The sequence below is a fragment of the Brenneria sp. g21c3 genome (assembly GCF_040240345.1).
Taxonomy (GTDB): Bacteria; Pseudomonadota; Gammaproteobacteria; order Enterobacterales; family Enterobacteriaceae; genus Brenneria.
This window is the reverse complement of record NZ_JBEIAB010000001.1, coordinates 102,554-129,189: the sequence shown is the minus strand read 5'-3', so window position 1 is coordinate 129,189 and position 26,636 is coordinate 102,554. Positions and strand designations below refer to the sequence as shown.

Annotated in this window: 23 protein-coding genes; 20 read left to right on the top strand and 3 right to left on the bottom strand. The window is 41.8% G+C overall.

Annotation, left to right across the window (positions count from 1 at the left end):
* The first annotated feature begins 43 nt into the window (after window positions 1-43).
* Complete coding sequence (asmA, locus tag ABRZ28_RS00585; RefSeq protein WP_330519254.1) at window positions 44-1,870, top strand: outer membrane assembly protein AsmA; 1,827 nt, start codon at window positions 44-46, stop codon at window positions 1,868-1,870.
* 394 nt (window positions 1,871-2,264) lie between these two features.
* On the opposite strand, the gene ABRZ28_RS00580 is transcribed toward asmA, so the two are convergent.
* The 3 genes from ABRZ28_RS00580 to ABRZ28_RS00570 form a co-directional block, all read right to left on the bottom strand.
* Entirely contained in the window at window positions 2,265-3,851 is a 1,587-nt protein-coding gene (locus ABRZ28_RS00580) for a TerC family protein (RefSeq protein ID WP_330519253.1), read from the bottom strand.
* A 335-nt stretch (window positions 3,852-4,186) separates the two neighbouring features.
* A complete protein-coding gene (locus ABRZ28_RS00575) occupies window positions 4,187-4,471 on the bottom strand; it encodes a type II toxin-antitoxin system RelE/ParE family toxin (RefSeq protein WP_330519252.1) in 285 nt (94 codons plus the stop codon).
* A complete protein-coding gene (locus tag ABRZ28_RS00570) occupies window positions 4,468-4,755 on the bottom strand; it encodes an antitoxin of toxin-antitoxin stability system (RefSeq protein WP_319603772.1) in 288 nt (95 codons plus the stop codon). The genes ABRZ28_RS00575 and ABRZ28_RS00570 overlap by 4 nt, the downstream gene beginning before the upstream one ends.
* A 710-nt stretch (window positions 4,756-5,465) precedes the next feature.
* On the opposite strand from ABRZ28_RS00570, the gene wecA reads away from it, so the two are divergent.
* The 19 genes from wecA (at window position 5,466) to ABRZ28_RS00475 (ending at window position 26,471) form a co-directional block, all read left to right on the top strand.
* Entirely contained in the window at window positions 5,466-6,548 is a 1,083-nt protein-coding gene (wecA, locus tag ABRZ28_RS00565; RefSeq protein ID WP_319603773.1) for a UDP-N-acetylglucosamine--undecaprenyl-phosphate N-acetylglucosaminephosphotransferase, read from the top strand.
* Between the two features lie 124 nt (window positions 6,549-6,672).
* Window positions 6,673-7,809, top strand: a complete 1,137-nt coding sequence (locus ABRZ28_RS00560; protein ID WP_330519251.1) for a polysaccharide export protein — start codon at window positions 6,673-6,675, stop codon at window positions 7,807-7,809.
* An 8-nt stretch (window positions 7,810-7,817) separates the two neighbouring features.
* Complete coding sequence (locus ABRZ28_RS00555) at window positions 7,818-8,252, top strand: arsenate reductase/protein-tyrosine-phosphatase family protein (protein ID WP_330519250.1); 435 nt, start codon at window positions 7,818-7,820, stop codon at window positions 8,250-8,252.
* Between the two features lie 16 nt (window positions 8,253-8,268).
* Window positions 8,269-10,437 carry a tyrosine-protein kinase Wzc gene (gene wzc, locus ABRZ28_RS00550; RefSeq protein WP_330519249.1) on the top strand — a complete coding sequence of 723 codons (2,169 nt, stop codon included), beginning with the start codon at window positions 8,269-8,271 and terminating at the stop codon, window positions 10,435-10,437.
* Between the two features lie 430 nt (window positions 10,438-10,867).
* Window positions 10,868-11,779: a glycosyltransferase family 2 protein gene (locus tag ABRZ28_RS00545; protein WP_330519248.1), complete on the top strand. Its 912-nt coding sequence runs from the start codon at window positions 10,868-10,870 to the stop codon at window positions 11,777-11,779.
* Window positions 11,780-11,795: 16 nt separating this feature from the next.
* Window positions 11,796-13,205: an undecaprenyl-phosphate glucose phosphotransferase gene (wcaJ, locus tag ABRZ28_RS00540; protein WP_330519247.1), complete on the top strand. Its 1,410-nt coding sequence runs from the start codon at window positions 11,796-11,798 to the stop codon at window positions 13,203-13,205.
* A gap of 27 nt (window positions 13,206-13,232) precedes the next feature.
* Window positions 13,233-14,297 carry a dTDP-glucose 4,6-dehydratase gene (rfbB, locus tag ABRZ28_RS00535; protein WP_330519246.1) on the top strand — a complete coding sequence of 355 codons (1,065 nt, stop codon included), beginning with the start codon at window positions 13,233-13,235 and terminating at the stop codon, window positions 14,295-14,297.
* A gap of 19 nt (window positions 14,298-14,316) precedes the next feature.
* Window positions 14,317-15,186, top strand: coding sequence for a glucose-1-phosphate thymidylyltransferase RfbA (gene rfbA / locus ABRZ28_RS00530; protein WP_330519245.1), 870 nt, complete (start codon window positions 14,317-14,319; stop codon window positions 15,184-15,186).
* A 1-nt stretch (window position 15,187) separates the two neighbouring features.
* Complete coding sequence (gene rfbC, locus ABRZ28_RS00525; protein WP_330519244.1) at window positions 15,188-15,724, top strand: dTDP-4-dehydrorhamnose 3,5-epimerase; 537 nt, start codon at window positions 15,188-15,190, stop codon at window positions 15,722-15,724.
* The gene (gene rfbD / locus ABRZ28_RS00520) at window positions 15,721-16,569 is read left to right on the top strand and encodes a dTDP-4-dehydrorhamnose reductase (RefSeq protein ID WP_330519243.1); all 849 of its coding nucleotides are present in this window, start codon (window positions 15,721-15,723) and stop codon (window positions 16,567-16,569) included. Before rfbC ends, rfbD begins: the two co-directional genes overlap by 4 nt.
* Before the next feature lie 23 nt (window positions 16,570-16,592).
* Window positions 16,593-17,555 carry a glycosyltransferase family 2 protein gene (locus ABRZ28_RS00515; protein ID WP_330519242.1) on the top strand — a complete coding sequence of 321 codons (963 nt, stop codon included), beginning with the start codon at window positions 16,593-16,595 and terminating at the stop codon, window positions 17,553-17,555.
* A 68-nt stretch (window positions 17,556-17,623) separates the two neighbouring features.
* Window positions 17,624-18,400 carry a glycosyltransferase family 2 protein gene (locus ABRZ28_RS00510; RefSeq protein ID WP_330519241.1) on the top strand — a complete coding sequence of 259 codons (777 nt, stop codon included), beginning with the start codon at window positions 17,624-17,626 and terminating at the stop codon, window positions 18,398-18,400.
* A gap of 31 nt (window positions 18,401-18,431) precedes the next feature.
* Complete coding sequence (locus ABRZ28_RS00505) at window positions 18,432-19,343, top strand: glycosyltransferase family 2 protein (RefSeq protein ID WP_330519240.1); 912 nt, start codon at window positions 18,432-18,434, stop codon at window positions 19,341-19,343.
* Window positions 19,344-19,578: 235 nt separating this feature from the next.
* Window positions 19,579-20,838 (top strand): O-antigen ligase family protein, encoded by a 1,260-nt coding sequence (locus ABRZ28_RS00500; protein WP_330519239.1) that lies wholly within the window; start codon window positions 19,579-19,581, stop codon window positions 20,836-20,838.
* Between the two features lie 169 nt (window positions 20,839-21,007).
* The gene (locus tag ABRZ28_RS00495; protein ID WP_330519238.1) at window positions 21,008-21,838 is read left to right on the top strand and encodes a glycosyltransferase family A protein; all 831 of its coding nucleotides are present in this window, start codon (window positions 21,008-21,010) and stop codon (window positions 21,836-21,838) included.
* 87 nt (window positions 21,839-21,925) lie between these two features.
* A complete protein-coding gene (locus tag ABRZ28_RS00490; RefSeq protein WP_330519237.1) occupies window positions 21,926-23,350 on the top strand; it encodes an MOP flippase family protein in 1,425 nt (474 codons plus the stop codon).
* A 145-nt stretch (window positions 23,351-23,495) separates the two neighbouring features.
* Entirely contained in the window at window positions 23,496-24,662 is a 1,167-nt protein-coding gene (locus ABRZ28_RS00485) for a nucleotide sugar dehydrogenase (RefSeq protein ID WP_330519236.1), read from the top strand.
* Window positions 24,663-24,830: 168 nt separating this feature from the next.
* Window positions 24,831-25,391, top strand: a complete 561-nt coding sequence (locus ABRZ28_RS00480) for a DedA family protein (RefSeq protein ID WP_330519235.1) — start codon at window positions 24,831-24,833, stop codon at window positions 25,389-25,391.
* Window positions 25,392-25,568: 177 nt separating this feature from the next.
* Complete coding sequence (locus ABRZ28_RS00475) at window positions 25,569-26,471, top strand: sugar phosphate nucleotidyltransferase (protein ID WP_330519234.1); 903 nt, start codon at window positions 25,569-25,571, stop codon at window positions 26,469-26,471.
* The last annotated feature ends 165 nt before the right edge of the window (window positions 26,472-26,636 follow it).

Below are 26,636 nucleotides of genomic sequence, written 5' to 3'. Positions count from 1 at the left end.
TGCCAATACTGTCTGTGATGAAGCGTACGACGATGAGGATGGCATGAGAAGATTTCTGACAACGCTGGCGATTCTGCTTGTTGTGCTGGTGGCAGGAATGACGGCGCTGGTAGTGCTGGTTAATCCCAATGATTTTCGCGCTTACATGGTAAGGCAAGTCGAAGAGCGTAGCGGTTATCAGCTACGATTGGATGGCGATTTGCGCTGGCACGTCTGGCCGCAGCTCAGCATTTTATCCGGCGGAATGGCGCTGAGCGCGCCGGGGTCGACCGCGCCGATTGTCAGCGCGGAAAACATGCGCCTGGACGTTAAGCTCTGGCCGCTTCTCTCCCATAAACTCGTCGTCAAACAGGTCTTGCTGAAAGGCGCGGTCATTCGACTGACGCCGGACAGCGAGATTAAACCGGCAAGTAATGCGCCCATCGCTCCCTCAGGATCGCCTTCTCCGGAAAGGCAGGGCTGGCAACTGGATATTGATAAATTAAGGATCGTGGACAGTCTGCTGGTTCTGCAACGCAACGATAACGAACAGATAAACGTCCGCGATATTAATTTATTGATGGAGCAGGACGGCGACCGACAGGTGCATATCGAGCTGTCCAGCCGCATTAATCGCGATCAGCGGGATATCGCTTTTTCTCTGCTTGCCGACATGGATATGTCGCACTTCCCGCAGCAGGTCAATGCGAATATTGAGAAGCTGGAATACCAAATTCAGGGGGCGGGCGTTCCCGGCGGCGGAATTTCAGGGCAGGGTAGTTTGCAGGCCAGCTATCAGCGTCAACCTGAAAAAATCACATTAAGCCAATTGGCTCTGAGCGCCAATGAAAGCCGGCTAACGGGCAGCGGCAGCGCGACGCTCGGCGATATTCCCGACTATGTGCTGGATTTGAAGTCTGACAAAATCGATCTGGATGCGCTGCTTGGCGCCAGGATTAGTACGGAGCAAGGTTCCTCCGTCGGTCAGAATAAAGCCGGAAAACCAGTTATCTCCTCGGAAGAGGAGAAAGCGCGCGATGACGTCCTACAGGGCTTTATCGCCCGTCTGTCCTTGCAGGCTGAAACGTTGATCTATCGCGGGCTTACCATCAGCCGGTTTAATCTTCAGGCGACCAATCAACAGGGGCTGCTGAATATCGCCACGCTGAGCGGCAAGCTTGGCGAGGGGAGTTTTTCCCTGCCTGGTAAAATCGATGTTCATGCTTCACCCGCTATCACGTTTCAACCTGAAATTCATAATATCGATATTGCACCGCTGACGGCGGCATTTGCATTGCCCGGCACGCTGAGCGGCAAGTTTTCCATGAACGGTCAGTTGGGCGGTAATTCGTTGACGCTGCCGGCGATTACCCGGCAGTGGCAGGGCAAGGCGGCATTGAAGGTCACCGAACTGCGTTTGCAGGGGCTGAACATTCATCAGATGGTGCAGATGGCGGTGGCGCGCGGCAACAGCAGCGTTCAGGGAATGGATCGCTATGAACGTTACACGGAAATTCGGCAGTTGACCGGAAATGCGCAACTGAACGCGGGAAAACTGCGGATAAGCGACCTTAACGGCAGCTCTGAATTTTTGTCGGTCACCGGGAACGGGCAGCTCGATCTATTAGCCCGAACCTGTGACAGCCACCTGGGCGTGAAAGTGCTCCTGGGTTGGCATGGCGATGAACAGCTAATCAAGATACTGCAAAATACCGCCATCCCATTACGGATATACGGCCCGTGGGATAAGCTGAGTTATCAGCTACAGGTCGAGCAACTGTTGCGTAAGCGCTTACAGGACGAAATGAAAAAACGGTTGAATGAGTGGGCCGATAAGAATAGTCAGAGCCAGAAAGGCAAGGATCTAAAGCAACTGCTTGACCGGCTGTAAGGCAGCGTATTCCAGCATTCTGGCGTTAGCTCCTCCCCCTGGGAAGGAGGAGGCGGGGAGGGGCATAAACAGCAAAGCGTCGAACATCCCCGCGGCAGTAGGCGGGATCGCTTACAGAAACCGTAGACAGCCATTGGCTGATTCCCGCCTGCGCGGGAATGACTCGCGGGCGAGGTGTGAATGTAGCTAATCAACATGGTATCCGCTACGACCCTGTTATCTTCCGACATGACCCCACCATTCCCGCCAGCAACCCGCCACCTCCGGCACTAACCCGTCATCCCCGCGGCAGTAGGCGGGGATCGCCTGCTGAAACCTCAGACAGCCATTGATTGATTCCCGCCTGCGTGGGAATGACGTTTAGAGTGGGAACCCAGGTGGCGTGCAGTCGCCTTCACACTTCGAAATCGGCTTGCGGATCGGCATCTTTGGTGATCCGTACCTTCACGATACGGTGGCTTTCCACCGTTAAAATGGTGAAGGTGTAACCATCGATAGATAAGGTATCGCCAGCCTGCGGGATCCGTTGCGAGTGCTCCATCAGCAGCCCTGCCAGCGTATAGTATTCCCGTTTTTCATCCAGTTTGATGGGAACGTACATGGTCAGATCTTCCAGAGGAAGATAGCCGTTAGCCGTCCAACTGCCGTCGGTATTCTGCTGAATATCATGACGGGCATCCACGTCTTCGCCCGCCAATGGCAGATTACCGGCAATGGTTTCCATCACGTCGCTTAATGTGACGACGCCTTCCACCGAACCAAACTCATCAACCACGAACGCGAAGTGAGTACGTGCTTCCCTGAATTGCTCAAGCGCCAGCAACAGAGAAAGTTGTTCGGGGAATATCAACGGCTGGCGAACCAGCGTTCGCAGGTCGAAGGGGACATGGTCCAACTGCTGCTGCAATAGCTCCGTGACATTGACGACGCCCAGTATCTCATCTGATTTTTCGCTGTCGACGATCACCAAACGAGAATGCTGGTTGTTTTTCAATATCTGCGCCAATGCTTCCTGTGAGGTATTGAGCTCGATAGGGTCGACATCATGACGAGAGGTCATAATACTGCTGATGGTACGCTGCGACATGCCCAGGACCCGTTCTATCATTCGGCGTTCCTGTACATTGAAAACGGCCTGTCCGGTTTGGGCGTTGTCCGCAATCATAGAGGATGTCTGGTTATCCAGTTCCGCTTCTTCATGCTCTCCCTTCAGGATTCGCAGCACCACCTCGGCGGTGCGCTGGCGCAGGGGTACGGACGAAGACAGAAAGCGTCGGCGGTTAAACATCGATACCTGATTGAACATCTCGATCAGAACCGAGAAACCAATCGCGGCATAGAGATAACCTTTGGGAATATGATAGCCAAACGCATCCGCCACCAGGCTGAAACCAATCATCAGCAAAAAGCTCAGGCACAAAATAACAATGGTTGGATGCGCGCTGACAAAACGGGTCAAGGGTTTGCTGGCTAACAGCATCAGGAAGATGGCGATCGTTACCGCGGACATCATCACTAAGAGATGTTCCGTCATGCCGACGGCGGTGATAACGGAATCCAGTGAGAAAATGGCGTCCAGAACGACAATCTGCGCCACCACCGGCCAGAAACGAGCGCCTTTGCGCTGCGCATGTTGTTCCTGATCCTTGCCTTCCAGCCGTTCGTTGAGCTCCATTGTTGCTTTAAATAGCAGGAACACGCCGCCAATCAACATAATCACATCGCGTGCGCTGAACGAATGCCCAAGCAGCGTGAAAAGGGGGGTTGTCAGGGAGACGAGCCAGGAAATCGACGACAATAAAATCAGACGCATCACCAGTGCGAGCAATAGACCCACCACTCGCGCTTTATCTCTTTGTTCTTTAGGTAGTTTTTCAGCCAGAATGGCGATGAAAACGAGATTGTCTATGCCCAGCACCAGTTCCAGCACGACCAGCGTTGCCAGACCGGCCCATATTGTTGGATCAACGATCCACTCCATACTTATTATTTCACCTTTATTGAATACCACGCTTGATAGCGTATCAGGGCAAACGCGGATGAACCAGAACTTGTAGGGGTATTTTATGGTGATGAATCAAAGCAATGGTATATACCCGTCATCTTTCAAGTTGCTGGTGCGTTGGCTGCCTTCACTCACCCCAGTCACTTACTTGAGTAAGCTCCTGGGGATTCGTTCAGTTGCCGCCTTCCTGCAACTCGAAATCTATTGGGTATAGAGACTGAGGATTTGACGACGTAAAATTTACTGTTCCAGATTGTTGTTGTTTAGTTGACTCAGTCGACTGTACCTATGCAAGCAATGTAAAAGGCGTGTTAAACAGGCGGCCATTCACGAAATGTACTAACCAGGGACAATATCCATACAGTATTTTCATCCTCGCTGATTTCATACACCATACGATAATGATGATGAGGGAATAGCTCACGAGTACCGGGGATCTTGCCGGGAACGCCCATTGCTGGCTGCTCTTCAAGTCTGATGGCACTTTCACTAAAGTGATTATCCATCTTAACCGCAGCAACCGGATTATCAGCTGTAATATAGTCCCATATATCAGCACGATCTTGCTCGGCCTCAGGAGTCCAGATCACTATCACGATTTGTTATTGCCTGCCGTCACTTCGTTGCGGCGTGCAGCAAACGCTGCTTCGACCTCGGCGTTTGTGCGGCCACGGCCAGCCGTCATTGACTTACGGGCAATGTCAACTTTGCGGCGGAGGTAGGCATCATAGTCACGACTCTGCCTGCGCTGCTCAATATAGCCCCGCATTAATTCTCGAATAACCTGAGCAGCAGGCCGATCGTCGGCTGCCGCTTCCGCCATGAACGCATCGCGCAGCTCAGGCTCCAACTTCATGGTGAAAACTGCTTTTGTCGTCATAACACCCCCCTATAAAGATATACCGAGTATATACCAAAGCATTATCTTGTGACGTATTATTTAGGGGGAGGACAACATCATAGGCCAATTCAATGTTCGGCTTTTGTTGCTGCCCTGGTAAGTGGAACGGCGTTATTCCGGCGAAAATATGTCACCGTTGCCTAAAAAAAAGGCAAGTAATCCCTTTTTGGTGGGTTAACGCCATGTTATGGCGCATTGCGTTTGAAGTGCCGCCTGCCGGTGCATAGAATATGCCACCATTATTATGGTGGTTTTTCGGCGTGGAGAACGCTATCAATGATGAAGGTTCATAAAAACATGCCGGTTTTATCTCTGAAGTCGGTTTTTTATGCTAACAGAGGTGAAATTGTTATGGGTGCATGTAGTCTTTTTCTGAAAAGAACCGCTTAGAACATCTTCTCCTTGTACTCTGCAATTAGTAGTCAATACTATTAGGACGCAAAATTTAGTTTTGCAACAGGGATCGTCTTTTTCAACAAAAGGGCGGCTGACTAAACAACGTTTTTGTTACGCGAGCGTTGCTCCCTGCATAAAAATAATATCTCGCACATAAAGTGCGTGTTTCACGATTCCAAAATCTGAATCCGTAGAATGGTTTCCGTTTTTTTACAGTGCATTGGTAGCTACAAGCCAAGGGCGGTAGCGTGTCTGATGCGACATAATTTATAACGGTTGATGATGATGCAAATATGCAAGAATTTACCATAGTGTTCATTAGTGCATTCATTGCCCTTTTTTTCGCAAGGAAGGCGGCGATGGCTATTGGGTTAGTGGATAAACCCAATATCAGGAAACAACATCACGGCGATATCCCTTTAGTTGGTGGGGTTTCTATCTATCTGGCGTTATGGATTTTGTATGCGCTCCATCCTGAATGGCTCCCTTATTTCCCTCTCTATATGCTTTGCGCCAGTGCGTTGCTGGTAGTCGGCGTATTAGACGACCGCTTTGACCTTCCCGTATTACCTCGTATCGCTTTGCAGGCGCTGGTCGCCGCGTTAATGATGTATGCCGGTCTGTATTTGACCACGCTGGGCAATGTGCTGTTTGGCTATGAAGTCTTGTTAGGCGCCTGGGGCTACATCATTACGCTGTTCGCCGTATGGGGCGCCATCAACGCGTTCAATATGGTTGATGGCCTTGACGGCTTACTGGGCGCGCTTTCCTGTGTTACCTTCGGCGCGCTTGCCGTCTTGTTCTATCTTGACGAACAGCGCGAGTTGGCCCAGTGGAGCCTATGTCTGCTGGCCGCAACCCTACCTTATATTTTATTGAACCTCGGCATCCCCTGGGGTAATAAATTGAAGGTATTTATGGGGGATGCCGGCAGTACGTTGATTGGTTTTACGGTAATCTGGCTGCTGATATTGGCGACGCAAGGGGAATCGGCCGTGATGCATCCGGTAACCGCATTATGGTTGATCGCCATCCCGCTGATGGATATGGCGACCGTGATGATTTGCCGCATTCGCAAAGGCCATAGTCCTTTTAAATCTGACCGCGAGCACATTCATCACATATTGGTGCGCTCGGGGCTAACGCCGCGCCTGGCATTGACTATGATTGTCGGTGTGGCGATTTTATTTGCGGCGATCGGCATCATTAGCGAGCGCAATGGCGTATCTGAGTCTATTATGTTGAGCGTATTTCTGGCGACCTTTGCCGGTTACTTCTGGTCAACCCCCCGGATATGGCGGGTATTGGCATGGAGTCGACGTATCCGACATAGCCGGCAGACTGCATTGATGAACCGTATGGCGCAGCGGCGTTAACAAGTAAATTACCTGCTTTTTATACGTTAGACCCCAGGTTCGTTCGAATAAATCTTCTCTATAATTATTGATGGTTTTGTAGGGATTTGCGCAAATTTCAATCAAGAGCGATGGCATACACAGGATGATAAAGCACAAATTAAAATTGTTACCATTGGTGGTTTCAACCGTTCTGCTTAGTGGTTGCACCATCGTTCCCGGCAGTCATCTTTCCAGCAGCGGCAAAGAAGTTATCGAACAGCAAGATGCTGATTTTGATATTAATAAGCTGGTTAACATTTACCCGATGACGCCTTATCTGGTGGAAAAAATGCGTTCCAGGCCGTTGGTGGCGCAGAATAATCCGGCGCTGGAGAGCGAGCTGCAAGGCTACGAATATCGCATCGGTGTTGGCGATGTCATCATGGTTACCGTTTGGGATCATCCGGAACTCACCACGCCGGCAGGGACGTATCGTACCGCAGCGGATACCGGCAACTGGGTACATTCCGACGGCACCATTTTCTACCCCTATATCGGCAAGGTTAAAGTGGCCGGTAAAACGGTAACCGAGGTGCGCGACCAGATTATGAGCCGCCTGGCGACCTATATTGAATCGCCGCAGGTTGACGTCAGTATCGCCGCCTTCCGTTCGCAGAAAGCCTATGTGACGGGCGAAGTCGCGACCTCCGGGCAGCAGGAGATAACCAACGTGCCGTTGACCATTTTGGATGCGATCAATAAAGCGGGTGGTCTGACCGAAAATGCCGACTGGCGCAACGTGGTGTTAACCCATAATGGTAAAGAACAGCGTATTTCCCTACAGGCGCTAATGCAAAACGGCGACCTGTCGCAGAACCGCCTGCTCTACCCTGGCGATATCCTTTATATTCCCCGCAACGATGACCTGAAAGTATTCGTGATGGGCGAGGTGAAGAAACAAAGTACCCTGAAGATGGACCGCAGTGGCATGACGCTGACCGAGGCGCTGGGTAATGCCGAAGGTATCGACCAGGAGTTTTCTGATGCCAGCGGTATTTTTGTTATTCGGTCATTAAGAGGAACGCAAGGGCCGAAACTGGCCAATATCTACCAGCTTAATGCCCAGGATGCGACAGCAATGGTGATGGGCACCGAGTTCCAGCTTCAGCCTTACGATATCGTCTATGTGACTACCGCGCCGATTACTCGCTGGAACCGGGTTATCAGCCAACTGGTGCCGACCATTTCCGGCTTTAATGATTTGACCGAAGGCTCATTGCGTATCCGCAACTGGCCGTAGAGATAACGATGTTTGATTCTATTTTAGTGGTTTGCGTAGGCAATATTTGCCGTTCCCCAACCGGGGAACGGCTGCTGAAACAAGCGCTGCCGGGGAAAAAAATCGCCTCGGCGGGGTTGGCCGCGCTGGTGGGTAAACCTGCTGATGTGACCGCTGCCGAAGTGGCCGCGGCTCACGGGCTTTCACTGGAAGGCCACAGTGCGCAGCAGCTCAGCTCATCGCTCTGTCGCCAGTACGATTTGATTCTGGTGATGGAGAAAGGCCATATCGATGCGGTGGCGCGTAAGGTGCCGGAGGTACGCGGTAAAACCATGCTGTTCGGTCACTGGTTCGACCAGCAGGAAATTGCCGACCCCTACCGTAAAAGCCGCGAAGCGTTTGAATTCGTTTATTCGCAACTTGAGCAGTCTGCCCAGAAATGGGTGCAAGCATTAAGCCGTTAATAAGTCAGGGAAACCCATGGCAGAAAAAATTTCAGTAAAAGCATCTGAAACCGCGTCAGATGAAATTGACTTAGGGCGTTTGTTAGGAACGCTGCTGGATAATAGATGGTTGATAATTGGTGTAACCGCCGTATTTGCCATTATTGGTATTCTCTATGCGACATTGGCTACTCCCGTTTACCGAGCCGATGCGCTGATTCAGGTAGAACAAAGTCAGGGCAATTCTCTGCTGAATGATATTTCCAGTATGCTGCCGGATGCTAAGCCAGAATCGTCAGCGGAAATTGAATTGATAAGGTCGCGGATGGTAATCGGTAAAACCATTCGCGATCTCTCACTGGACACGGTGGTTGAGCAAAAATATTTTCCGGTGTTTGGCAAAGGACTAGCTAGAATTCTGAATAAAGAACCGGGAGAAATCGCCGTTTCTCGCCTGGAGGTGCCGGATTCCTGGCAGGATGAAAAAATTGAGCTAACGGTATTGAGCCCAACCAGCTATCAGATTGAAGCGGGTGATATTGTCAATTTTACAGGTACCGTGGGTCAGTTGGAGAGTAACAATGGCCTAACGCTATTGGTAAGTGATATTGGTGCGTTGGAAGGAACTGTTTTTCGCTTAAAAAAGCTTAATGAGTTAACCGCAATCAATAGCCTGCTGGATAATTTCTCTGTGGCCGATACCGGTAAAGATACTGGCGTATTACAGTTAGGTCTGGAAGGTGAAGAGCCATCTAAGATTAGCAAGATTTTAAACAGTATTAGCCAAAACTATTTACAGCAGAACGTTGAGCGGAAATCGGAAGAGGCCGGTAAGAGCCTGGAGTTTCTCAAAGAGCAACTGCCGATCGTTCGGAGTTCGTTGAATGAGGCGGAAAACAAACTCAATCAATACCGTCAGCAGAATGAGTCGGTCGATCTTTCGTTGGAAGCGAAATCTGTGCTGGATACCATGGTTTCGGTCGAAACGCAGTTAAACGAATCAACCTTTAAAGAAGCTGAGATTTCCAAGCTGTATACCAAAGAGCACCCGGCCTACCGCGCCTTGCTGGAAAAACGAAAAACGTTGGAGCAGGAGCGGGACAAGCTAAATAAACGTGTGGGTGCGATGCCGGCAACCCAGCAGGAAATTCTGCGCTTAACGCGCGATGTGCAGGCTGGGCAGGAAGTCTATATGCAACTGCTGAACAAACAGCAGGAACTTAGCATCAATAAAGCTAGCACTGTCGGTAATGTACGTATTATTGACTCTGCTGTTACTCAGTTGAAACCAGTGAAACCTAAAAAAACATTTATAGTATTATTAAGTCTAATTCTGGGGGGGATGGGGTCTACAGTATTTGTTGTTCTCAGAACAATGCTTCACAAAGGTATTGAAAGTCCAGAACAGTTAGAGGAACTGGGTATTAATGTGTATGCCAGCGTGCCGCTTTCTGAATGGCAGCAGAAAAAAGATCGGGAACTGTTTACTCGTAATAAGGGTAAAAAAGCCAATGCGCGTGCGAATGAACTATTGGCGACCGGCAACCCAACCGATTTGGCTATTGAAGCTATCAGAAGCCTGCGCACCAGCCTGCATTTCGCCATGATGGAGGCGAAAAATAATGTGCTGATGATCTCCGGCGCCAGCCCGGCAATTGGTAAAACTTTTGTCAGCGCCAACCTGGGAGCAGTGATTGCCCAATCGGGAAAGAAAGTGCTGATAGTCGACTGTGATATGCGTAAAGGCTATGCCCATGAACTGATGGGGACAGAGAGTACCAACGGGTTGTCCGATGTTTTGTCAGGACAAACGGTAGCGGAAAAAGCGATAAGAAAAACTGCGGTGGAGAATATGGACTTTATTCCCAGAGGGCAGATTCCCCCCAATCCTTCAGAACTGCTAATGCATAGCCATTTTTCTGACTTTATCAATTGGGCCTCTCAGCATTATGACATCGTATTGCTAGATACACCGCCGATTCTGGCGGTAACTGATGCGGCGATTATCAGTCGCCATGCCGGAACGTCTCTGTTGGTTGCTCGTTTTGAGATGAATACCTTAAAAGAGATTGAAGTGAGTATTCGACGCTTTGAGCAAAATGGTGCGGAGATCAAGGGGGTTATTCTTAATGCGATTGTCAAAAGAGCAGCCAGTTATTATGGCTATGGCAATTATGATTATTATACCTATGAGTATAAAAAATAGCTTATCTGACGTTTAGCCTTTTCCCTTTTAACGTAAAGCTCGCCTTTATAAAAAGCGAGCTTTACGTTTGGTAATAAATCAAAACATATCATCACCGTGATTATATATTGCTATCCCGTATTCTCAGTCACTCTGTGGTCAGAAATCTTATGTAACATTGAGTTAATATATATCATGGTTTAAAATTATCACTGGTCCCTTATTCTTGGAATTATATTTTTTCTATCATATTTCGTTATCTCCAAGGTTATATTTCGTCATCCCCGCGAAGGCGGGGATCTCAAGCAGCAAACTGTGGACTAAAAACGTATTTAACCTTCACGAAAAATTAAATATGCCTTTCAGGTAATGATTATTCAATGATATAAAATCTATTTGAATGAATTTAATATGATTTCCTATTTATTGTTGCTTTCAACGGTGAAATATAATGAAAGTTCGAATTATTATTCCCACTTATAATGGCGGAGAATTATGGCGGAAGATTTGTGCTGCGATAAAAAAACAATCTGAAGATTTCGACTCTGTGCTTGTGATTGATTCATCCAGCAGTGATAATACATGTCAAATAGCAGAAGACGCTGGTTTTCAGATTATTAAAATAAATAAAGAAGAATTCAATCATGGAGGAACCAGAAATCTGGGCGTTGCAAGCTCTATTGATGCGGATATAGTCATATTCCTTACTCAGGATGCCATACCTGAGCCGGGTTGCATCAAGTCTATCTTATCGGTGTTTAACGATCCTAAAGTAGCAGTCGCCTACGGCCGTCAGCTACCTCATGATGATGCTAATCCTATTGCGACACATGCACGTAATTTTAATTATGGTGTAGAAAGTCATGTACTAGGTTTGGATGATAAGAAAACATATGGTATCAAAACGGTTTTTGCCTCTAACTCTTTTTCTGCATATCGTATCAGTGTGTTTAAAGATGTAGGGGGATTTCCAATAAATACAATCTTAAGCGAAGATATGTATTTATCGGCAAAAGCAGTATTGGCTGGTTATAAAATAGCTTATGTGGCAGAGGCAATGGTAAAACATTCTCATAATTATACACCGATAGAGGAGTTTAAACGCTATTTTGATATTGGTGTTTTTCATCACGATGAAAGCTGGATACGTAATGAATTCGGTGGAGCTAGTGGAGAAGGTAAACGTTTTTTAATTTCTGAGTTTTTATTCTTAATGGAAAAAAGATCTATGTGGATATTTCGTGCCTGCATACATAATATGATGAAGATTGTAGGTTATAAATTGGGGAAAAATCACACTAAATTACCCATGCCTATTCTGAAAAAACTAAGTATGCATAAAGGTTTTTGGAATAAAAGTTAATTTTAAGAGAAATAAAATGAAATCATACCAAGGGGTTGCTGTTTATACCAATGCGTCAATTATTTCTATGTTGCAGCGATTTTCAGATATATCCATTATATTGATGAGCACTTTTTTTGTATCAACTTTGGTTAATGATAAAATATCTCTTCAGCATTGGCTATTTGCATTTATTAGTCTTTCGATCTTTCAGATGATTGGAGGCATTACAGATTTTTATCGTTCCTGGCGTGGAGTCAGTTTCCGGATAGAAATGCAGTATTTAATTAGAAACTGGTTTCTAAGTGTGATATTCAGCGCTGGCATACTATCTATTTTTCCTTCCTTGTTTATCGGGGTAAGGTACCATACTATATGGTTAGGTGTTACACTTTTTGGTTTTTTATTCGCCAGAATGACCATCAGGATCATTATCCGTTATTTAAGAAAACTCGGTTATAATAGCCGCCGGGTTGTTGTTGTTGGTGATTCATCTGCGGGCTTTCATTTAATCGATAGCATTATGAAGGCTCCGTGGTTAGGTCTAAATGTGGTTGGGTATTATACGCAGTATGGGAGTTCTATTTCAGATGAATATAATAAGTTAAATATTGACGCACTAGGTGATATAAATAAACTTATTGAGAGTGCTCGTAATGGCGATATTGATAAAGTATATATAGCATTGCCTATGCAACAGTCAGAACTTATTAATCAGATTCTCTCGGATTTAGCTGATACTACTTGCACCGTTTTATTGGTTCCGGATATTTTTACTTTTAATTTACTTCAATCTAGAAGTGAAATGGTTAATGGTATACCTGTTATATCTCTATATGATACGCCAATGAGTGGTGTCAATATGGTGATAAAAAGAGTGGAAGATATTCTTTTTTCTCTTCTGATTGTTTTGTTGATATCTCCCGTCCTTTTTTTAATTTCCGCAGCTGTGAAAATAACATCTTCTGGACCTATTATTTTTAAACAGAAACGTTATGGGATAGACGGTAAAGCAATTGATGTATGGAAATTCCGCAGTATGTCGGTAATGGAAAATGGAGATAAAGTAATACAGGCGAAAAAAGGTGATTCTCGGATAACTCCTTTAGGCGCTTTTTTACGTAAAACATCGCTAGATGAATTACCTCAGTTTTTCAATGTGATTAAAGGTGATATGTCTATAGTTGGCCCCCGTCCGCATGCAGTAGCTCATAATGAACAATATAGGAAATTAATTAAAGGCTATATGCTCAGGCATAAAATGAAGCCAGGAATTACAGGTTGGGCTCAAATAAATGGTTGGCGTGGAGAAACTGAAACATTAGAAAAAATGGAAAAGCGAATTGAATTCGATCTTTTTTATATTCAAAATTGGAGTGTGTGGTTGGATTGTAAGATTATACTTTTGACAATATTTAAGGGCTTTATTAATAAATCAGCATATTGATTAATTTACTCGGTAAAGGTAGCAGTTATGAACATCATTGTAACAGGTGGTGCCGGCTTTATTGGTTCTGCGATAGTTCGTCATATTATTAAAAATACAGAGTGCAATTTATTAATTATTGACAGCTTAACCTATGCAGGCAATCTAGAATCCTTACAAGAAGTATCTTCAAATTCCCGTTATTCATTTGAATACATTGATATTTGTAGTAAAGATACTTTAACCGATGCTTTTACATCATTTAAGCCTGATGCAGTGATGCATTTGGCGGCGGAAAGCCACGTTGACCGTTCCATCGATGGCCCGGCAGCGTTTATTGAAACCAATATCGTTGGTACCTATGCGCTATTGGAGGCTACACGTCAGTATTGGAATACGCTGGATGATGATGCTAAAAAAGCATTTCGTTTCCATCATATTTCAACCGATGAAGTGTATGGCGATCTTCATGGTACGGATGACCTATTTACAGAAACTACGCCTTATTCCCCCAGCAGCCCTTATTCTGCGTCTAAGGCTTCCAGCGATCATCTGGTTCGCGCCTGGCTACGTACTTATGGTCTGCCAACGATTGTGACCAATTGCTCCAACAACTACGGCCCTTATCACTTCCCGGAAAAGTTGATCCCGCTGATTATCCTTAATGCGCTGGAAGGCAAAGCTCTGCCGGTATATGGCGATGGCGCTCAGATCCGTGACTGGCTGTATGTGGAAGATCACGCCCGTGCCTTATATAAAGTGGTAACCGAGGGAGAAGTCGGGGAAACCTACAATATTGGCGGACACAATGAACGCAAAAATATTGAAGTGGTGCAAACCATCTGTCGCCTGTTGGATGAATTGGTGCCAGATAAGCCTGCTGGCATTAATAAGTATGAAGACCTGATTACGTATGTTACCGATCGTCCTGGTCACGATATGCGCTATGCCATAGATGCATCCAAAATACATCGAGAATTAGGCTGGAAACCCCAGGAAACGTTTGAAAGCGGTATTCGCAAAACGGTGGAGTGGTATTTGGCTAACGAGCAATGGTGGCGTCGTGTCAAAGATGGTTCGTATGCTGGTGAGCGTTTGGGTCTAACGGGTTAATTTAGGAGATAAAAAGAATATGAAAGGTATTGTACTGGCTGGCGGCTCCGGAACGCGTTTACATCCGATTACCCGCGGTGTATCTAAACAGTTGTTGCCTATTTACGACAAACCGATGGTCTATTACCCGATATCTGTATTGATGTTGGCTGGCATTAAAGAGATCCTGATTATCTCGACGCCAGAGGATATGCCTTCGTTTAAACGTCTTTTGGGTGATGGCAGCCGTTTCGGCGTCAACTTCAGTTACGCTATTCAACCTAGTCCAGATGGCCTGGCTCAGGCGTTTCTTATTGGCGAAGAGTTCATTAATGGCGATCGTTGTGCTCTGGTGCTGGGTGATAATATTTATTTTGGTCAGAGCTTTGGTCAAAAGCTGGAAGCGGTATCGGCACGAACTGAAGGAGCCACGGTATTTGGCTATCAGGTGGTTGATGCTGAGCGTTTTGGGGTGGTTGAATTTGATGAAAATAACCGAGCAATCTCTCTGGAAGAAAAACCGCTGAAGCCCAAATCCAACTGGGCGGTAACCGGCCTCTATTTTTACGATGATCAGATTGTCGATATGGCCAAACAAGTAAAACCTTCTGCACGTGGTGAGCTTGAGATCACAACGCTAAATGAGATGTATCTGGAAAAAGGCTTGCTCAATGTTGAACAATTAGGGCGTGGTTTTGCCTGGCTGGATACCGGCACGCATGACAGCCTGATGGAAGCATCGCAGTTTGTTCATACCATTGAAAAACGTCAGGGATTTAAGGTTGCCTGCCTGGAAGAAATCGCTTTTCGTAAAGGATGGTTGAGTAAAGAGCAGGTTGCTGTAGAGGCGAAAGCCTTGAGTAAAACGAATTATGGGCAGTATTTAGCCCGCTTGATTGGGGAGAAATAAGATGCAGGTTAAGGATACCCGTATTGAGGGTGTAAAGATCATTCAGCCAAAAGTATTTGGTGATGCGAGAGGTTTTTTCCTGGAAACGTTTGAAAAACGACGTTATCAGGAAATGTTGAATATTGATCTGGATTTTGTACAAGACAATCACTCCCGTTCCTCAAAAGGAGTACTGCGTGGGCTGCATTTTCAGAGATCGAATCCGCAAGGAAAATTGGTGCGAGTCGTCAGAGGAGAAGTGTTTGATGTGGCTGTCGACATCCGCCCTGACTCCCCAACTTATGGTGCCTGGGAAGGCGTGATCCTTTCAGAAGAAAATAAAACTCAATTCTGGATCCCGCCCGGCTTGGCGCATGGTTTTGTCGTGTTGTCTGATGTAGCTGATTTTGAATATAAATGCACCGATTATTACAATCCAGCAAATGAAGGCTGCCTGCTGTGGAACGATCCTGATGTCAGTATTGAGTGGCCTGTCATCGATCCTCTGCTTTCTGAAAAAGATAAGTTAGGCAAACGGTTTAAGGAACTGGCGGTATGAAAATTTTATTGACGGGTGCAAACGGCCAGCTTGGCCGTTGTTTTCAGGATCGATTTCCAGCGGGGTGGCAGATTTGGGCGACGGACAGCGCAGATCTGGATATTACCGATTATGAGAAAGTATTGTCCGCGGTAAAAGAATTCCAACCTGACGCCATCGTCAATGCAGCAGCTTACACTGCGGTGGATAAAGCGGAAAGTGAGCCGGAACTGGCAGCGTTGATCAATGAAACCGGTCCAAAAAATCTGGCGCTGGCGGCTAAAGAGATTGGAGCACGTCTGGTCCATGTATCGACAGATTATGTTTTTGATGGTAACGCAACGGTTCCTTATGTTGAGACAGATAAAACTAATCCGTTGGGCGTGTACGGTAAAACCAAACTGGATGGCGAGATAGCTGTTTCTCATGTTCTTCCTGATGCTATTATTATCCGTACTGCTTGGGTCTTCAGCGAATATGGCAATAACTTTGTAAAAACTATGTTGCGTTTGGCTAGTTCACGTGATGAAATCAATGTTGTGTCCGACCAGCGTGGGTGTCCGACTTATGCTGGAGACATTGCTTCTGTGATTATTAAACTATTACAGAAAAAAACTGATGGAGGAATATATAACTATTGTGGAGATACTGATGTTTCTTGGGCTGAGTTTGCAGAAGAAATATTTTATTATGCATTCAATAAAAATGTAATCAGCAATAAAGTTGTTGTGAATCATATAAAAACATCAGAATATCCAACATTAGCTAAAAGACCTAAATACTCTGTTTTATGCTTAAATAAAATTAAAGAAAAAGGTTCTAATTGGAAAGAAAAAATATCCACAATAGACAAAATTCACAAATAAATATTATTTTATAAGGCGGTAGTGTGGAAAAAATAAAAAGGATAGATGTGTTACTTGCATCATATAATGGGAGTAAATTTATTGAGGAACAAATAGAATCGTTAATAATTAATTTTAAAAAAATCACTGAGTATAACTGTAGAATATTGTTATCTGATGATGGTTCAACGGATAGAACTTTAGAACTCATTAAAGAAATGGAGTGTCGATATCCAGAGTTTGTTTGTTTCCTTGATGGAAAGAAAAAAGGAGGTGTAAGAGAAAATTTTAATTTTTTAATTAATTCAACCGATGCTGATTATGTTTTTTTTTGTGATCAAGATGATTTTTGGTTACCAAATAAAATGAAACTTTTCATGGAAGAATTTCAGAAATTAGATACTGATAATGAACCGACGTTGATTCATTCTGATTTATGTGTTGTTGATGATAAGTTGTGTCCCATAAATATTTCAATGTTCGATTATCAGAAGATTAATAAAAACCCAACATTGAAAGAGATTATAGTTAGCAATTCAGTTACTGGTTGTGTCATGGCATGTAATAAAAAACTTATCGATTTAGCAAAGAAAAGTGATTTATCAAAATCAATAATGCATGATTGGTACATTGCGATATTAGCGTTTGCATTTGGGAATGTTAGATTTATTAATAGTCCATTAATTCTGTATCGTCAGCATGGTGAAAATGGTGTTGGTGCTAAAAAAATGACTTTATCTAGTGTATTAGAGAAAAATAGTTTATCAGAAATTATAGAGAAATCGATTAAATCATTAACTGATACGAAAAAACAGGCAGAACTTATTATTATAAACTATGGTGACATGTTGGGTAATAAGGAACTATCGGTTTTAAATGAGTATGTTAATTCTTTTTCATATTCTTTTCCTCATAGATTTTGGTTCTATTTGTGTGGTGGTGTCAGAAAGTTTGGTATGCTTAGAAAAGCAGGAATTTTTCTTGTTTATATATTACGTGTAAAATGACTACATTTAGGAAGAAATAATATTGAGAGTTAAGAAAGCTAATCATATAAAGTATAGTAGGGCATGCAATGGATTATAACGTTAGTGTGGTGATTCCAACATATAATAGACAAAATGTATTGAGGGAGTCAGTAAATAGTGTATTGAACCAAACTTATCCTCCTTTTGAAATTATCATTGTTGATGATAACTCTACTGATAATACTGAAGGTTTTGTTAAAGAGTATTATGGTGATAGAGTTGTTTTTATTAAAAATAAATTTAGTAAAGGAGCCAACGGTGCAAGAAATACTGGTATTGTTCATGCTAAGGGTGACTTGATATCATTCCATGATAGTGATGATATATGGTTTGAGAATAAGTTAGAAAAGCAAATAGATACTTTTTCTAAAAATGATTTAGACCTCGTTTTTTGTTCTATGAAAAAAGGTGATGAATTAGTCCCTAACATAAAAGTTGATACTGATAAAATATCTCTTCAAATACAGAAAGGTAATCTTGTAAGTACCCAAACAATTTTACTTAAAGCAAATCTAGCTAAAGAAAATCTATTTGATGAAAGAGTGAAAAGATTACAAGACTGGGATTTTGTATTAACATTAATTGAGAAAAACATAAAAATAGGCTACTGCCGTGATGTTTTAGTTGAACAAATGTTAAGTCCAGATAGTATATCGAATAGCCAATCTTTCTATGATTCATATAAATATATTTTAGATAAACATTATTATCTTAGAAAAATAGGTTTTAATAATAAAATTGTTTTTTTAAAATGCAAAGAAAAGAAGAATATAGTAGACTTATTTTTTCTTTTTTTATATAGATGTATTAGATATTTTAAGTAGGGTTTATTTTTATAGATGAAAGGTTACCTTTATGAAGGTTGATGTTGCTGTTTGCTCTTATAAAAAACCAGAGTTACTTTTTAAAACTTTATTATCATTAAAAAAAGTAAGCGAAAAGTTCATTGATACCATTTGGATTTGTGATGATGGGGGTAACGATGATTCAGCTATCGATTTTTATAATTCAGATTTGTTTAAAAACTCTTTGAAACCGTGGAAGGTTAATGTTAGAGAAAATACTCAGCGGGGAGGGTGGTGGTTTACACCAGTAAAAGGACTAAAACCAACTTATCTAAGTTTTTCTAAAAGAATTGCATATAGTATAAGAGGGAAAATAAAAGGAACGGGATTTAGTATCCTTCGAGAAAATGTTCGATATCAATGGGCTATTGATTCTACAGATAAAGAGTATCTTTTTGTAATTCATGATGACGTTGACTTTTATGCTGATGTTATCGATTTGATGCTTCGTAGTCTATTAACTATGGAGAAACCTGGTATTGCTGGTGATTTAGGACAATGCTGGCGATGTGAGTATTCCGCTAGAGGTTGTACACCATTAAAGGTTTCTCATGGAGATTACCCTTCTCGTTATTGGCCCAATAAGGAACCAGAAAGCTCGGGAACTAATTGGCCTTGTAGAATGAACGAATGGTGTTGTATTTTAAATGTACAGACTGCTAGGTATATAGAAAAAAAATATGATGTATTATATGGATGGTTTGATAATTCAGGTGATACTTCAGCATATTGGTTTTATTTATTAATAAAGGAAGGGTATCAGTTCTCTTCTATAGCTGAATACGGTAGTAATACTTATTACCTGCATGCTGATGGTGGATCTGGTCACTCTTATTGGGTGGATCAAGGCGAGGGGAAAAAAATTTATAAAAAGGAAATTGTAATAAAAGAAATTCAGGAAAAATTCAATATAAAATTTTAAATCTCATTTCAAATAAATTGTTAAAATAATATATAAACTGACAATATATCACATGTGGCTTATGGAGCTGAAATTAAACTAGTTATTTAATAAGGTTGAAAATAAATTCTTATAGTTATGGGTTGATTACAAACAGCACTAATATTTTAGGATGACTATTCTCCTATTATATATCTCTCATGATAATAGCATACATTGATTATTAGCTATAATAACTCAGAGAAAGAGAATATTAATGGAACTATTTACAAGTAAATTAACATCTAGATTTTTTGCAAACAAATTTTCCATTCTATTAATATTTAGTATGGTTTTTTTGCCATCAGGTAGTATAGGCTCTTTAAATGTAAAGATCATTTTAATGATGGGGTTGTTTTTTTTTGTTTTATTAACAGTTTTTAATACAAAAAAAATAAATAAAGATATTCTGAAAATATTTATCTTATTGATTCTAAGCATTATTTTTGTATTGATTAATTACTATACGGCCTCGCACGAGTCTATTACTTCAGGTTATGCAGGTGTAGAAATAAGATCGTTTGTTACATACTTTATTTCAACATCCATTATACTTGTTGCGATATATGAAAATTTCCTATCGAGAGAAAAAACAGTAAAGGTTATAATATATTCATCATTTTTCTATTCACTGATAAAGATATTTTTGATATTTTTGTCTGTAATCGGTATTGTGTCGATAAATGCAATTGCAGAAATGATATATAATGTTTATGGTATTAAACCTATGTTGTTGCCTATTACTGATAAAATAAGTCGATTTCAACTTGCCAATGACTATATAGTTTGTTTCGTACTGTTTTTTATGATTTGTGATGATAAATTGGAAAAGGTCTTTCCCTCGTCAAAAGTGAGAAAAACAATTACGGTTGCACTTGTCCTGAGCATGTTAATATCTTTCTCTCGATATATGGTTATATTATTTATTATTGCATATGCAATTAAAGTATTACGCGTTCGAGTTTTTACTTTAAAGAGATTGATTGTTGTTATCGTTTTATTATGTATTGGCACTGGGATTATTATAAACTATCAAGTTGAAATATCAGATACCATCTCAAAACGATTCTCATCAGATGCAAATGAATCTTCTGATGGAACGCGTGTTCTTCAAATTAATTGTTTAACAAAAGACTATGAAGAACGCCTATTCTATGGCAAAGGTGGATTTGGGGATTATTCGATACAGTGTCCAGGTCCTACTGAAGCCCCATTTTCCTATGAAGTAATGTATGCTGGGTATTTATATAAGTTTGGGCTAATACAGACAATATTATTTTCATTCCTTTATTTTTCTCAGTACTCTCTTTTGGTTAAGGGATCGATTTTATCCAAGGTTAATCGAATATCTACAGTTGCAGCTATTTGGTGGATGCTTGTTGGTTTCTTTAACCCGTATTTAGTTAGTGGTTATGGATCTATAATTATGGTTCTTTGCTTGTGTATGGCAGAATATAATAAAAACCGTGGGAAATAAAAATTCATCTCTATCTTGCATAGAATATTAATAATACATAATATTTTATGTAATAAGTGTATTAACCTAATGGTTTTTAATGAACAGATATTTAGTAATGGATTTTTCATTTGTTATTTTTATTTTAGATAAGAAATCTTATGATTCATTTTTTTATAAAAGGAAAAATATGTTAGTTGTCAATTTAACAACAACTTCAACAAGATTAGAGTTATGCGGAGCTACTTTATGGTCTCTTATTCATCAAAGTTTTTTACCTGATCGTATTGATCTATGGGTTTCTAAAGATGCATATATGGCCGATCAAGGTATTTCTTATTTTCCTGATTTTTTTGATGAATTGAATAAAATAAAAAAAATTATAAATATAAGATTTGTTGAAAATACGGGACCTTACAGAAAAATTTTTCCCGCTTTGCGCCATTCTAATGGAGATGAACTTCTGGTTTATGCTGATGATGATGTCATTTATGGGCATAATTGGCTTAAGAGCCTAGTCGATCATTTTTTATTACATGAAGGTAAGTATGCGGTTGCTTCCAGAGTTCGGTTAATGAAAAAAAATATATTTGGTAAATACCAAAGTTATAATAATTTTGATGTATGCCTTGAACCAAAAGTTGTGGATAAAGATTTTATTATAACTGGGGTAGGCGGTTGTATCTTACAAAAGAAACATATTAAAACTGCATTTATTCTTGATGAGAATTACTTAACAGTAGCACCACGAACTGATGACTTGTGGATAAGCAAGATTTTAGAAATTTCAAATACATCCGTAGCTATTTGTCCTGATGCATTTTGTTATGTTCAAGAAATAAATCATTCAAATTATTCTCTGAACAAAATAAATACATTACAAGCTAAAAAAACTAATTTATATAACATATTTTTAAAGGTAAAGATTAAAGTCTTCGGGTATTTAGGTCGCCCATTATCCAATAATGATACCGCTTTAATTAAAGTGAATAATTATTTTAATAGTTGCAAGGTGAAATAAAATATCATCGCTCTTGTTTTATATCCATGAATAGTATTTGGTGAATTAAAAATTAGATTTTAAATCTAAAAAATATAAGGAAGTCTGATGGGGCTAATCAATAATGTAAAATGGGTTTCATTTTCTCAGACTATAAAAATAGCTTCACAGTTAATGGGGATGGTTATCTTTTCTAGGTATTTAACTCCCCATGAAATTGGATTAATGTCAATGACTTTTATTATTGTTAATTTGGTTAATATAATAAGAGATATGGGGTCTTCCGCTGCGATTATTCAAAAAAATAATCTAACAGAAAGCTTAAAATGTAGTGTTTTTTATTTAAATGTAGTAATTGGGATAAGCATTTTTGTTTTGGTTTTTTTTTGTTCTGGTATTATCTCTGATTTTTTTAATGAACCAGATATTTCGGGAACAATAAAATTAATATCTTTTGCTTTCCCGATTAATAGCGTGACAGCAATACATTTGGCTTTATTAGAAAGAGAGTCGAAATTTAACAAAGTAGCTGTAGTAGAGATGCTTTCTTCTATTACATCCTTAACAATAGCTATTGTTTGTGCAGTTTCTGGAGCTGGTGTTTATAGTCTTGTTATTCAAGTTCTCGTATATTCATTAATTAGTTCTTGTGGTTTTATTTTTTATTCAAATTGGATGCCAAAGTATGGTGTGAATTTTAATGACTTAAAGTCAATTTTTTCATTTAGTTCAAATCTTGTAGCGTTTAATTTTATTAATTTCTTTTCTAGGAATTCAGATCAAATAATAATCGGTAAGAATTTTGATGCTTCAATACTAGGTCAGTATTCACTTGCATATAAGATCATGTTATTCCCTATACAGAATATAACTGTGGTATTAACAAGATCTCTTTACCCGATTCTAAGTCGGATGCAAGATAATTATACAGACTCAATTAATATATATATCAATTCATTAAAGACTATTGCCATCATTATTACACCATTAATGTTTGGTATTTCCGTTGTCAGTAATGATTTTGTTATTGTTGTATTTGGTCCTCAATGGGAGTATGTATCTAGCTTTATTATTTGGCTAGCACCTATTGCCATTATGCAATCGATGGTAAGTACTACAGGCTCTGTGTTCATGTCTCATGGGAAAACAAATATTTTATTTAATATTTCCATTTATAATGCCTTATTACAGATTGGTGCGTTTATAATTGGTGGTTTTTATAGTATAGATACACTGATTAAGTTATACCTTCTGGCTAATGTTCTGATGTTTATACCTAATATGATGCTTTCTTTAAGGGTATTGAAGGGAAGTTTTAGTCGTTTTATTCTAGCAATAATGAAACCTGTGATAGCCTCACTAATAATGGTTTTTATTATCATTTCCTTTAAACGTAGTACAGTTTTATTGGAGTTTAGTCACGTTGTTTCGTTAGGCTATTGTGTTGCTCTAGGAGTAGTTTCCTATGCGATACTTATTGTTTTAATGGAATGGAATCTTATTAAAGAGAAAGTTAGAGCATTTAAAAAATAATAAATATCATGATGTTATTGATATGGTATTAATCAACGAAATTTTAAATATTATATGTAGATATATACGCATGGCTCGTTATATTGATAGTGTATACTTGGGTGTTTTTCATTAATGGTTTTTAATCAACGATAATTGGTTTAATATGAAAATAGCAATCGCAGGTACAGGTTATGTTGGCCTGTCTAATGCCATGTTATTGGCGCAACATAATGAAGTTATTGCAGTTGATATTGTTCCTAAAAAGGTCGAGCTGCTTAATAATAAAAAATCCCCAATTGCCGATAAGGAAATTGAAGATTTTTTAGTGAATAAATCACTTCGTTTTCAGGCAACATTGGATAAAAATCTTGCTTATGAAAATGCAGATTTCGTTATTATCTCAACGCCAACGGATTATGATCCTAAAACCAATTATTTTAATACGAAATCTGTCGAGGCAGTAATTGAGGACGTATTAGAGATTAATCCTGATGCGGTGATGATTATTAAGTCTACCGTTCCCGTTGGTTATACGAAACAGACTCGTGAAAGATATAGTACGAACAATATTATTTTTTCACCAGAGTTTTTACGTGAGGGGCGTGCGCTTTACGACAATCTTTATCCATCCCGTATTGTTGTCGGTGAACGTTCGGATCGAGCCGAGAAATTTTCTCAATTACTGTTGCAAGGTGCGATAAAAAGAGACGTTCCTGTGCTTCTTACCGACTCTACGGAAGCAGAGGCTATTAAATTGTTTGCCAATACTTATCTGGCTATGCGGGTTGCCTATTTCAATGAATTAGATACCTATGCGCAAACGAATGGCCTGGACAGCAAGCAGATTATTGAAGGAGTTGGCTTAGATCCTCGAATTGGTAATCATTATAATAACCCGTCTTTTGGTTATGGCGGCTACTGTTTGCCAAAAGATACAAAACAGTTGTTAGCTAATTACGAAAGCGTACCTAATAATATTATTAATGCAATTGTTGAGGCGAATAGAACTCGTAAAGACTTTATTGCTGATTCTATTATTAATCAGAATCCCAAGGTTGTCGGCGTATACCGATTAGTTATGAAGAGTGGGTCTGATAATTTCCGCGCGTCGGCAATTCAGGGCGTGATGAAAAGAATCAAAGCTAAAGGGATTGAAGTCGTGGTCTATGAGCCTGAACTAAAAGATGCTTCTTTCTTCCGCTCCCGAGTGGTTCGTGATCTGTCTGAATTTAAACAGATCTCGGATGTGATTCTTTCCAACCGTATGGCATCTGAATTATCTGACGTTGCGGAAAAAATCTATACTCGTGATCTCTTTGGTTCGGATTGATTATATAGCCTGCTTTATTTTATCTGGGATAAAGCAGGTTTTAGTTTCATTCGCGTTTATGTGACTAAGCGTTTTTAATATTAATGTCTATCCGCGAATGACAGATCTCGATCTAATCCTCATCAACAAGCCTATACTCACCTTATTTAATAGAAATAAGGCATAACCATGGCAGATCTGTCCCACTACATCACGCAATACGGTTACTGGGCGCTGTTTGTCGGTTGCCTGCTGGAAGGGGAAACCATCACCTTGCTGGGAGGGATTGCGGCGCATAACGGGTTGCTGCATTGGCCGTGGGTGATTGCCGTGGTTGCGGTTGGCGGTTCATTGGGCGATCAGGTGCTGTATTTCGCCGGGCGTCGCTATGGCGAACGGGTAATCTCTCGTTTGAAAGGCCAGCAAAAACGCATCGCCTATGCCCAGCGCTTGATTGCCCGTCATCCGATGTTGTTTGTTATCGGCGTGCGCTTTATGTATGGTTTTCGCCTCATCGGTCCGGCGCTGATCGGCGCAGCTCGATTGCCCCCCACACGTTTTGTCCCGCTTAATATTCTTGGCGCCGTTCTTTGGGCTTCGATATTTGTGATGCTCGGCTATTTCGGCGGCCAGGTGATTGAAAATATCATTGGCGATGTTGATAACCAGCTCGCCAGCTTATTGTTGGTGGTACTGGTTATTCTCGTCATTCTATTGTTGCGCCGTTGGTGGCGTCATCGTTCTGCTTAATGGAATACCGGCGATTGATTTTACTGGGAATTTTATTGCCGCACCCATGCAGGAATAACATTGATATTTCAGAAAAAGGCGATCCCTTTGGTTCGGATTAGGTGTAATCTTAAGGGCATACGTGGCTCTGGGGTGTATGGTGCCTCAGAGAGAGTTATCCAATAAGAGAGTCGACTTATGACATCATTGAAAGCTGTTATCCCTGTAGCGGGTTTAGGGATGAATTTGTTACCGGTGACCAAGGCTATTCCTAAAGAGATGCTGCCGTTGGTTGACCGTCCGGTGATTGAAAAGATCGTTAACGAGTGCGCCAATGCCGGCATCAAAGATATTATTCTGGTCACGCACGCGTCTAAAAATGCGATTGAAAACCACTTTGATACCTCTTTTGAGCTTGAATCCCTGCTGGAAGAGCGCGCCAAACGGCAGTTGCTGGCTGAAGTGCAGGCCATTTGTCCGAAGGGCGTCACCATTATGAACGTGCGTCAGGGTGAACCGCGGGGGTTAGGGCATGCGGTGACCTGTGCCAAACCTATCATTGGCGATGCGCCTTTTGTCGTGGTGCTGCCGGATGTGGTGCTGGATGAAGATACCGCCGATCAAAGCAAAGATAATCTGGCGCTGCTGATCTCTCGTTTTGAAAAGAGCGGCAGCAGTCAGGTGCTGGTGAAACATCGTCCTTACGAGGTTCTGCCGGAGTATTCCGTGGTTGAATGTGCAACACCGCTCGCCAAGGCGGGGGATGCCGCAGCCATTACCTCAATGATTGAAAAACCGCAACTGGCGCCGTCTGAAGGTTCCGATCTTTCCGCGGTCGGCCGTTATGTGCTGACGGCGGATGCCTGGCCGATTCTGGATAAGATCCTGCCGGGAGCCTGGGGCCGTATCCAGTTAACGGATGCGATTGCCGCCCTGATTAAAACCCAACAGGTGGACGCCGTGCAAATGGCCGGACGCAGCTTTAACTGCGGTCGTAAGCTGGGTTATGCGCAGGCTTTCATTTCGTATGGGTTGCGCAATCCAGAGTTCGGCAAGGCGTTTAAAGAAAGCATCAAGACGTTGCTGAAAGAACAGGCCTGACGCCCCTATTGCCTTAGGGATGGGGCGAGTAACCGGAAATCAGTTAATGGTTGTTTACGGTTTCAGGCGGTGATCCCCGCCGACTACCGCGGGGATGACAGGGGCGTTGGCGGGGATGACGGAGATTGTCGGGGATAACGACAGGTGGTGGAAATGACGGAAGCG

Coding starts and splice junctions, on each gene's coding strand:
- ABRZ28_RS00500 (WP_330519239.1), top strand. CDS start 19,579: ATGGAACTATTTACAAGTAAATTAACATCTAGATTTTTTGCAAACAAA.
- ABRZ28_RS00480 (WP_330519235.1), top strand. CDS start 24,831: ATGGCAGATCTGTCCCACTACATCACGCAATACGGTTACTGGGCGCTG.
- ABRZ28_RS00580 (WP_330519253.1), bottom strand. CDS start 3,851: ATGGAGTGGATCGTTGATCCAACAATATGGGCCGGTCTGGCAACGCTG.
- rfbA (WP_330519245.1), top strand. CDS start 14,317: ATGAAAGGTATTGTACTGGCTGGCGGCTCCGGAACGCGTTTACATCCG.
- wecA (WP_319603773.1), top strand. CDS start 5,466: ATGCAAGAATTTACCATAGTGTTCATTAGTGCATTCATTGCCCTTTTT.
- ABRZ28_RS00555 (WP_330519250.1), top strand. CDS start 7,818: ATGTTTGATTCTATTTTAGTGGTTTGCGTAGGCAATATTTGCCGTTCC.
- ABRZ28_RS00475 (WP_330519234.1), top strand. CDS start 25,569: ATGACATCATTGAAAGCTGTTATCCCTGTAGCGGGTTTAGGGATGAAT.
- ABRZ28_RS00490 (WP_330519237.1), top strand. CDS start 21,926: ATGGGGCTAATCAATAATGTAAAATGGGTTTCATTTTCTCAGACTATA.
- wzc (WP_330519249.1), top strand. CDS start 8,269: ATGGCAGAAAAAATTTCAGTAAAAGCATCTGAAACCGCGTCAGATGAA.
- wcaJ (WP_330519247.1), top strand. CDS start 11,796: ATGAAATCATACCAAGGGGTTGCTGTTTATACCAATGCGTCAATTATT.
- rfbC (WP_330519244.1), top strand. CDS start 15,188: ATGCAGGTTAAGGATACCCGTATTGAGGGTGTAAAGATCATTCAGCCA.
- ABRZ28_RS00545 (WP_330519248.1), top strand. CDS start 10,868: ATGAAAGTTCGAATTATTATTCCCACTTATAATGGCGGAGAATTATGG.
- rfbD (WP_330519243.1), top strand. CDS start 15,721: ATGAAAATTTTATTGACGGGTGCAAACGGCCAGCTTGGCCGTTGTTTT.
- ABRZ28_RS00495 (WP_330519238.1), top strand. CDS start 21,008: ATGTTAGTTGTCAATTTAACAACAACTTCAACAAGATTAGAGTTATGC.
- ABRZ28_RS00485 (WP_330519236.1), top strand. CDS start 23,496: ATGAAAATAGCAATCGCAGGTACAGGTTATGTTGGCCTGTCTAATGCC.
- asmA (WP_330519254.1), top strand. CDS start 44: ATGAGAAGATTTCTGACAACGCTGGCGATTCTGCTTGTTGTGCTGGTG.
- ABRZ28_RS00570 (WP_319603772.1), bottom strand. CDS start 4,755: ATGACGACAAAAGCAGTTTTCACCATGAAGTTGGAGCCTGAGCTGCGC.
- ABRZ28_RS00510 (WP_330519241.1), top strand. CDS start 17,624: ATGGATTATAACGTTAGTGTGGTGATTCCAACATATAATAGACAAAAT.
- ABRZ28_RS00560 (WP_330519251.1), top strand. CDS start 6,673: ATGATAAAGCACAAATTAAAATTGTTACCATTGGTGGTTTCAACCGTT.
- ABRZ28_RS00505 (WP_330519240.1), top strand. CDS start 18,432: ATGAAGGTTGATGTTGCTGTTTGCTCTTATAAAAAACCAGAGTTACTT.
- rfbB (WP_330519246.1), top strand. CDS start 13,233: ATGAACATCATTGTAACAGGTGGTGCCGGCTTTATTGGTTCTGCGATA.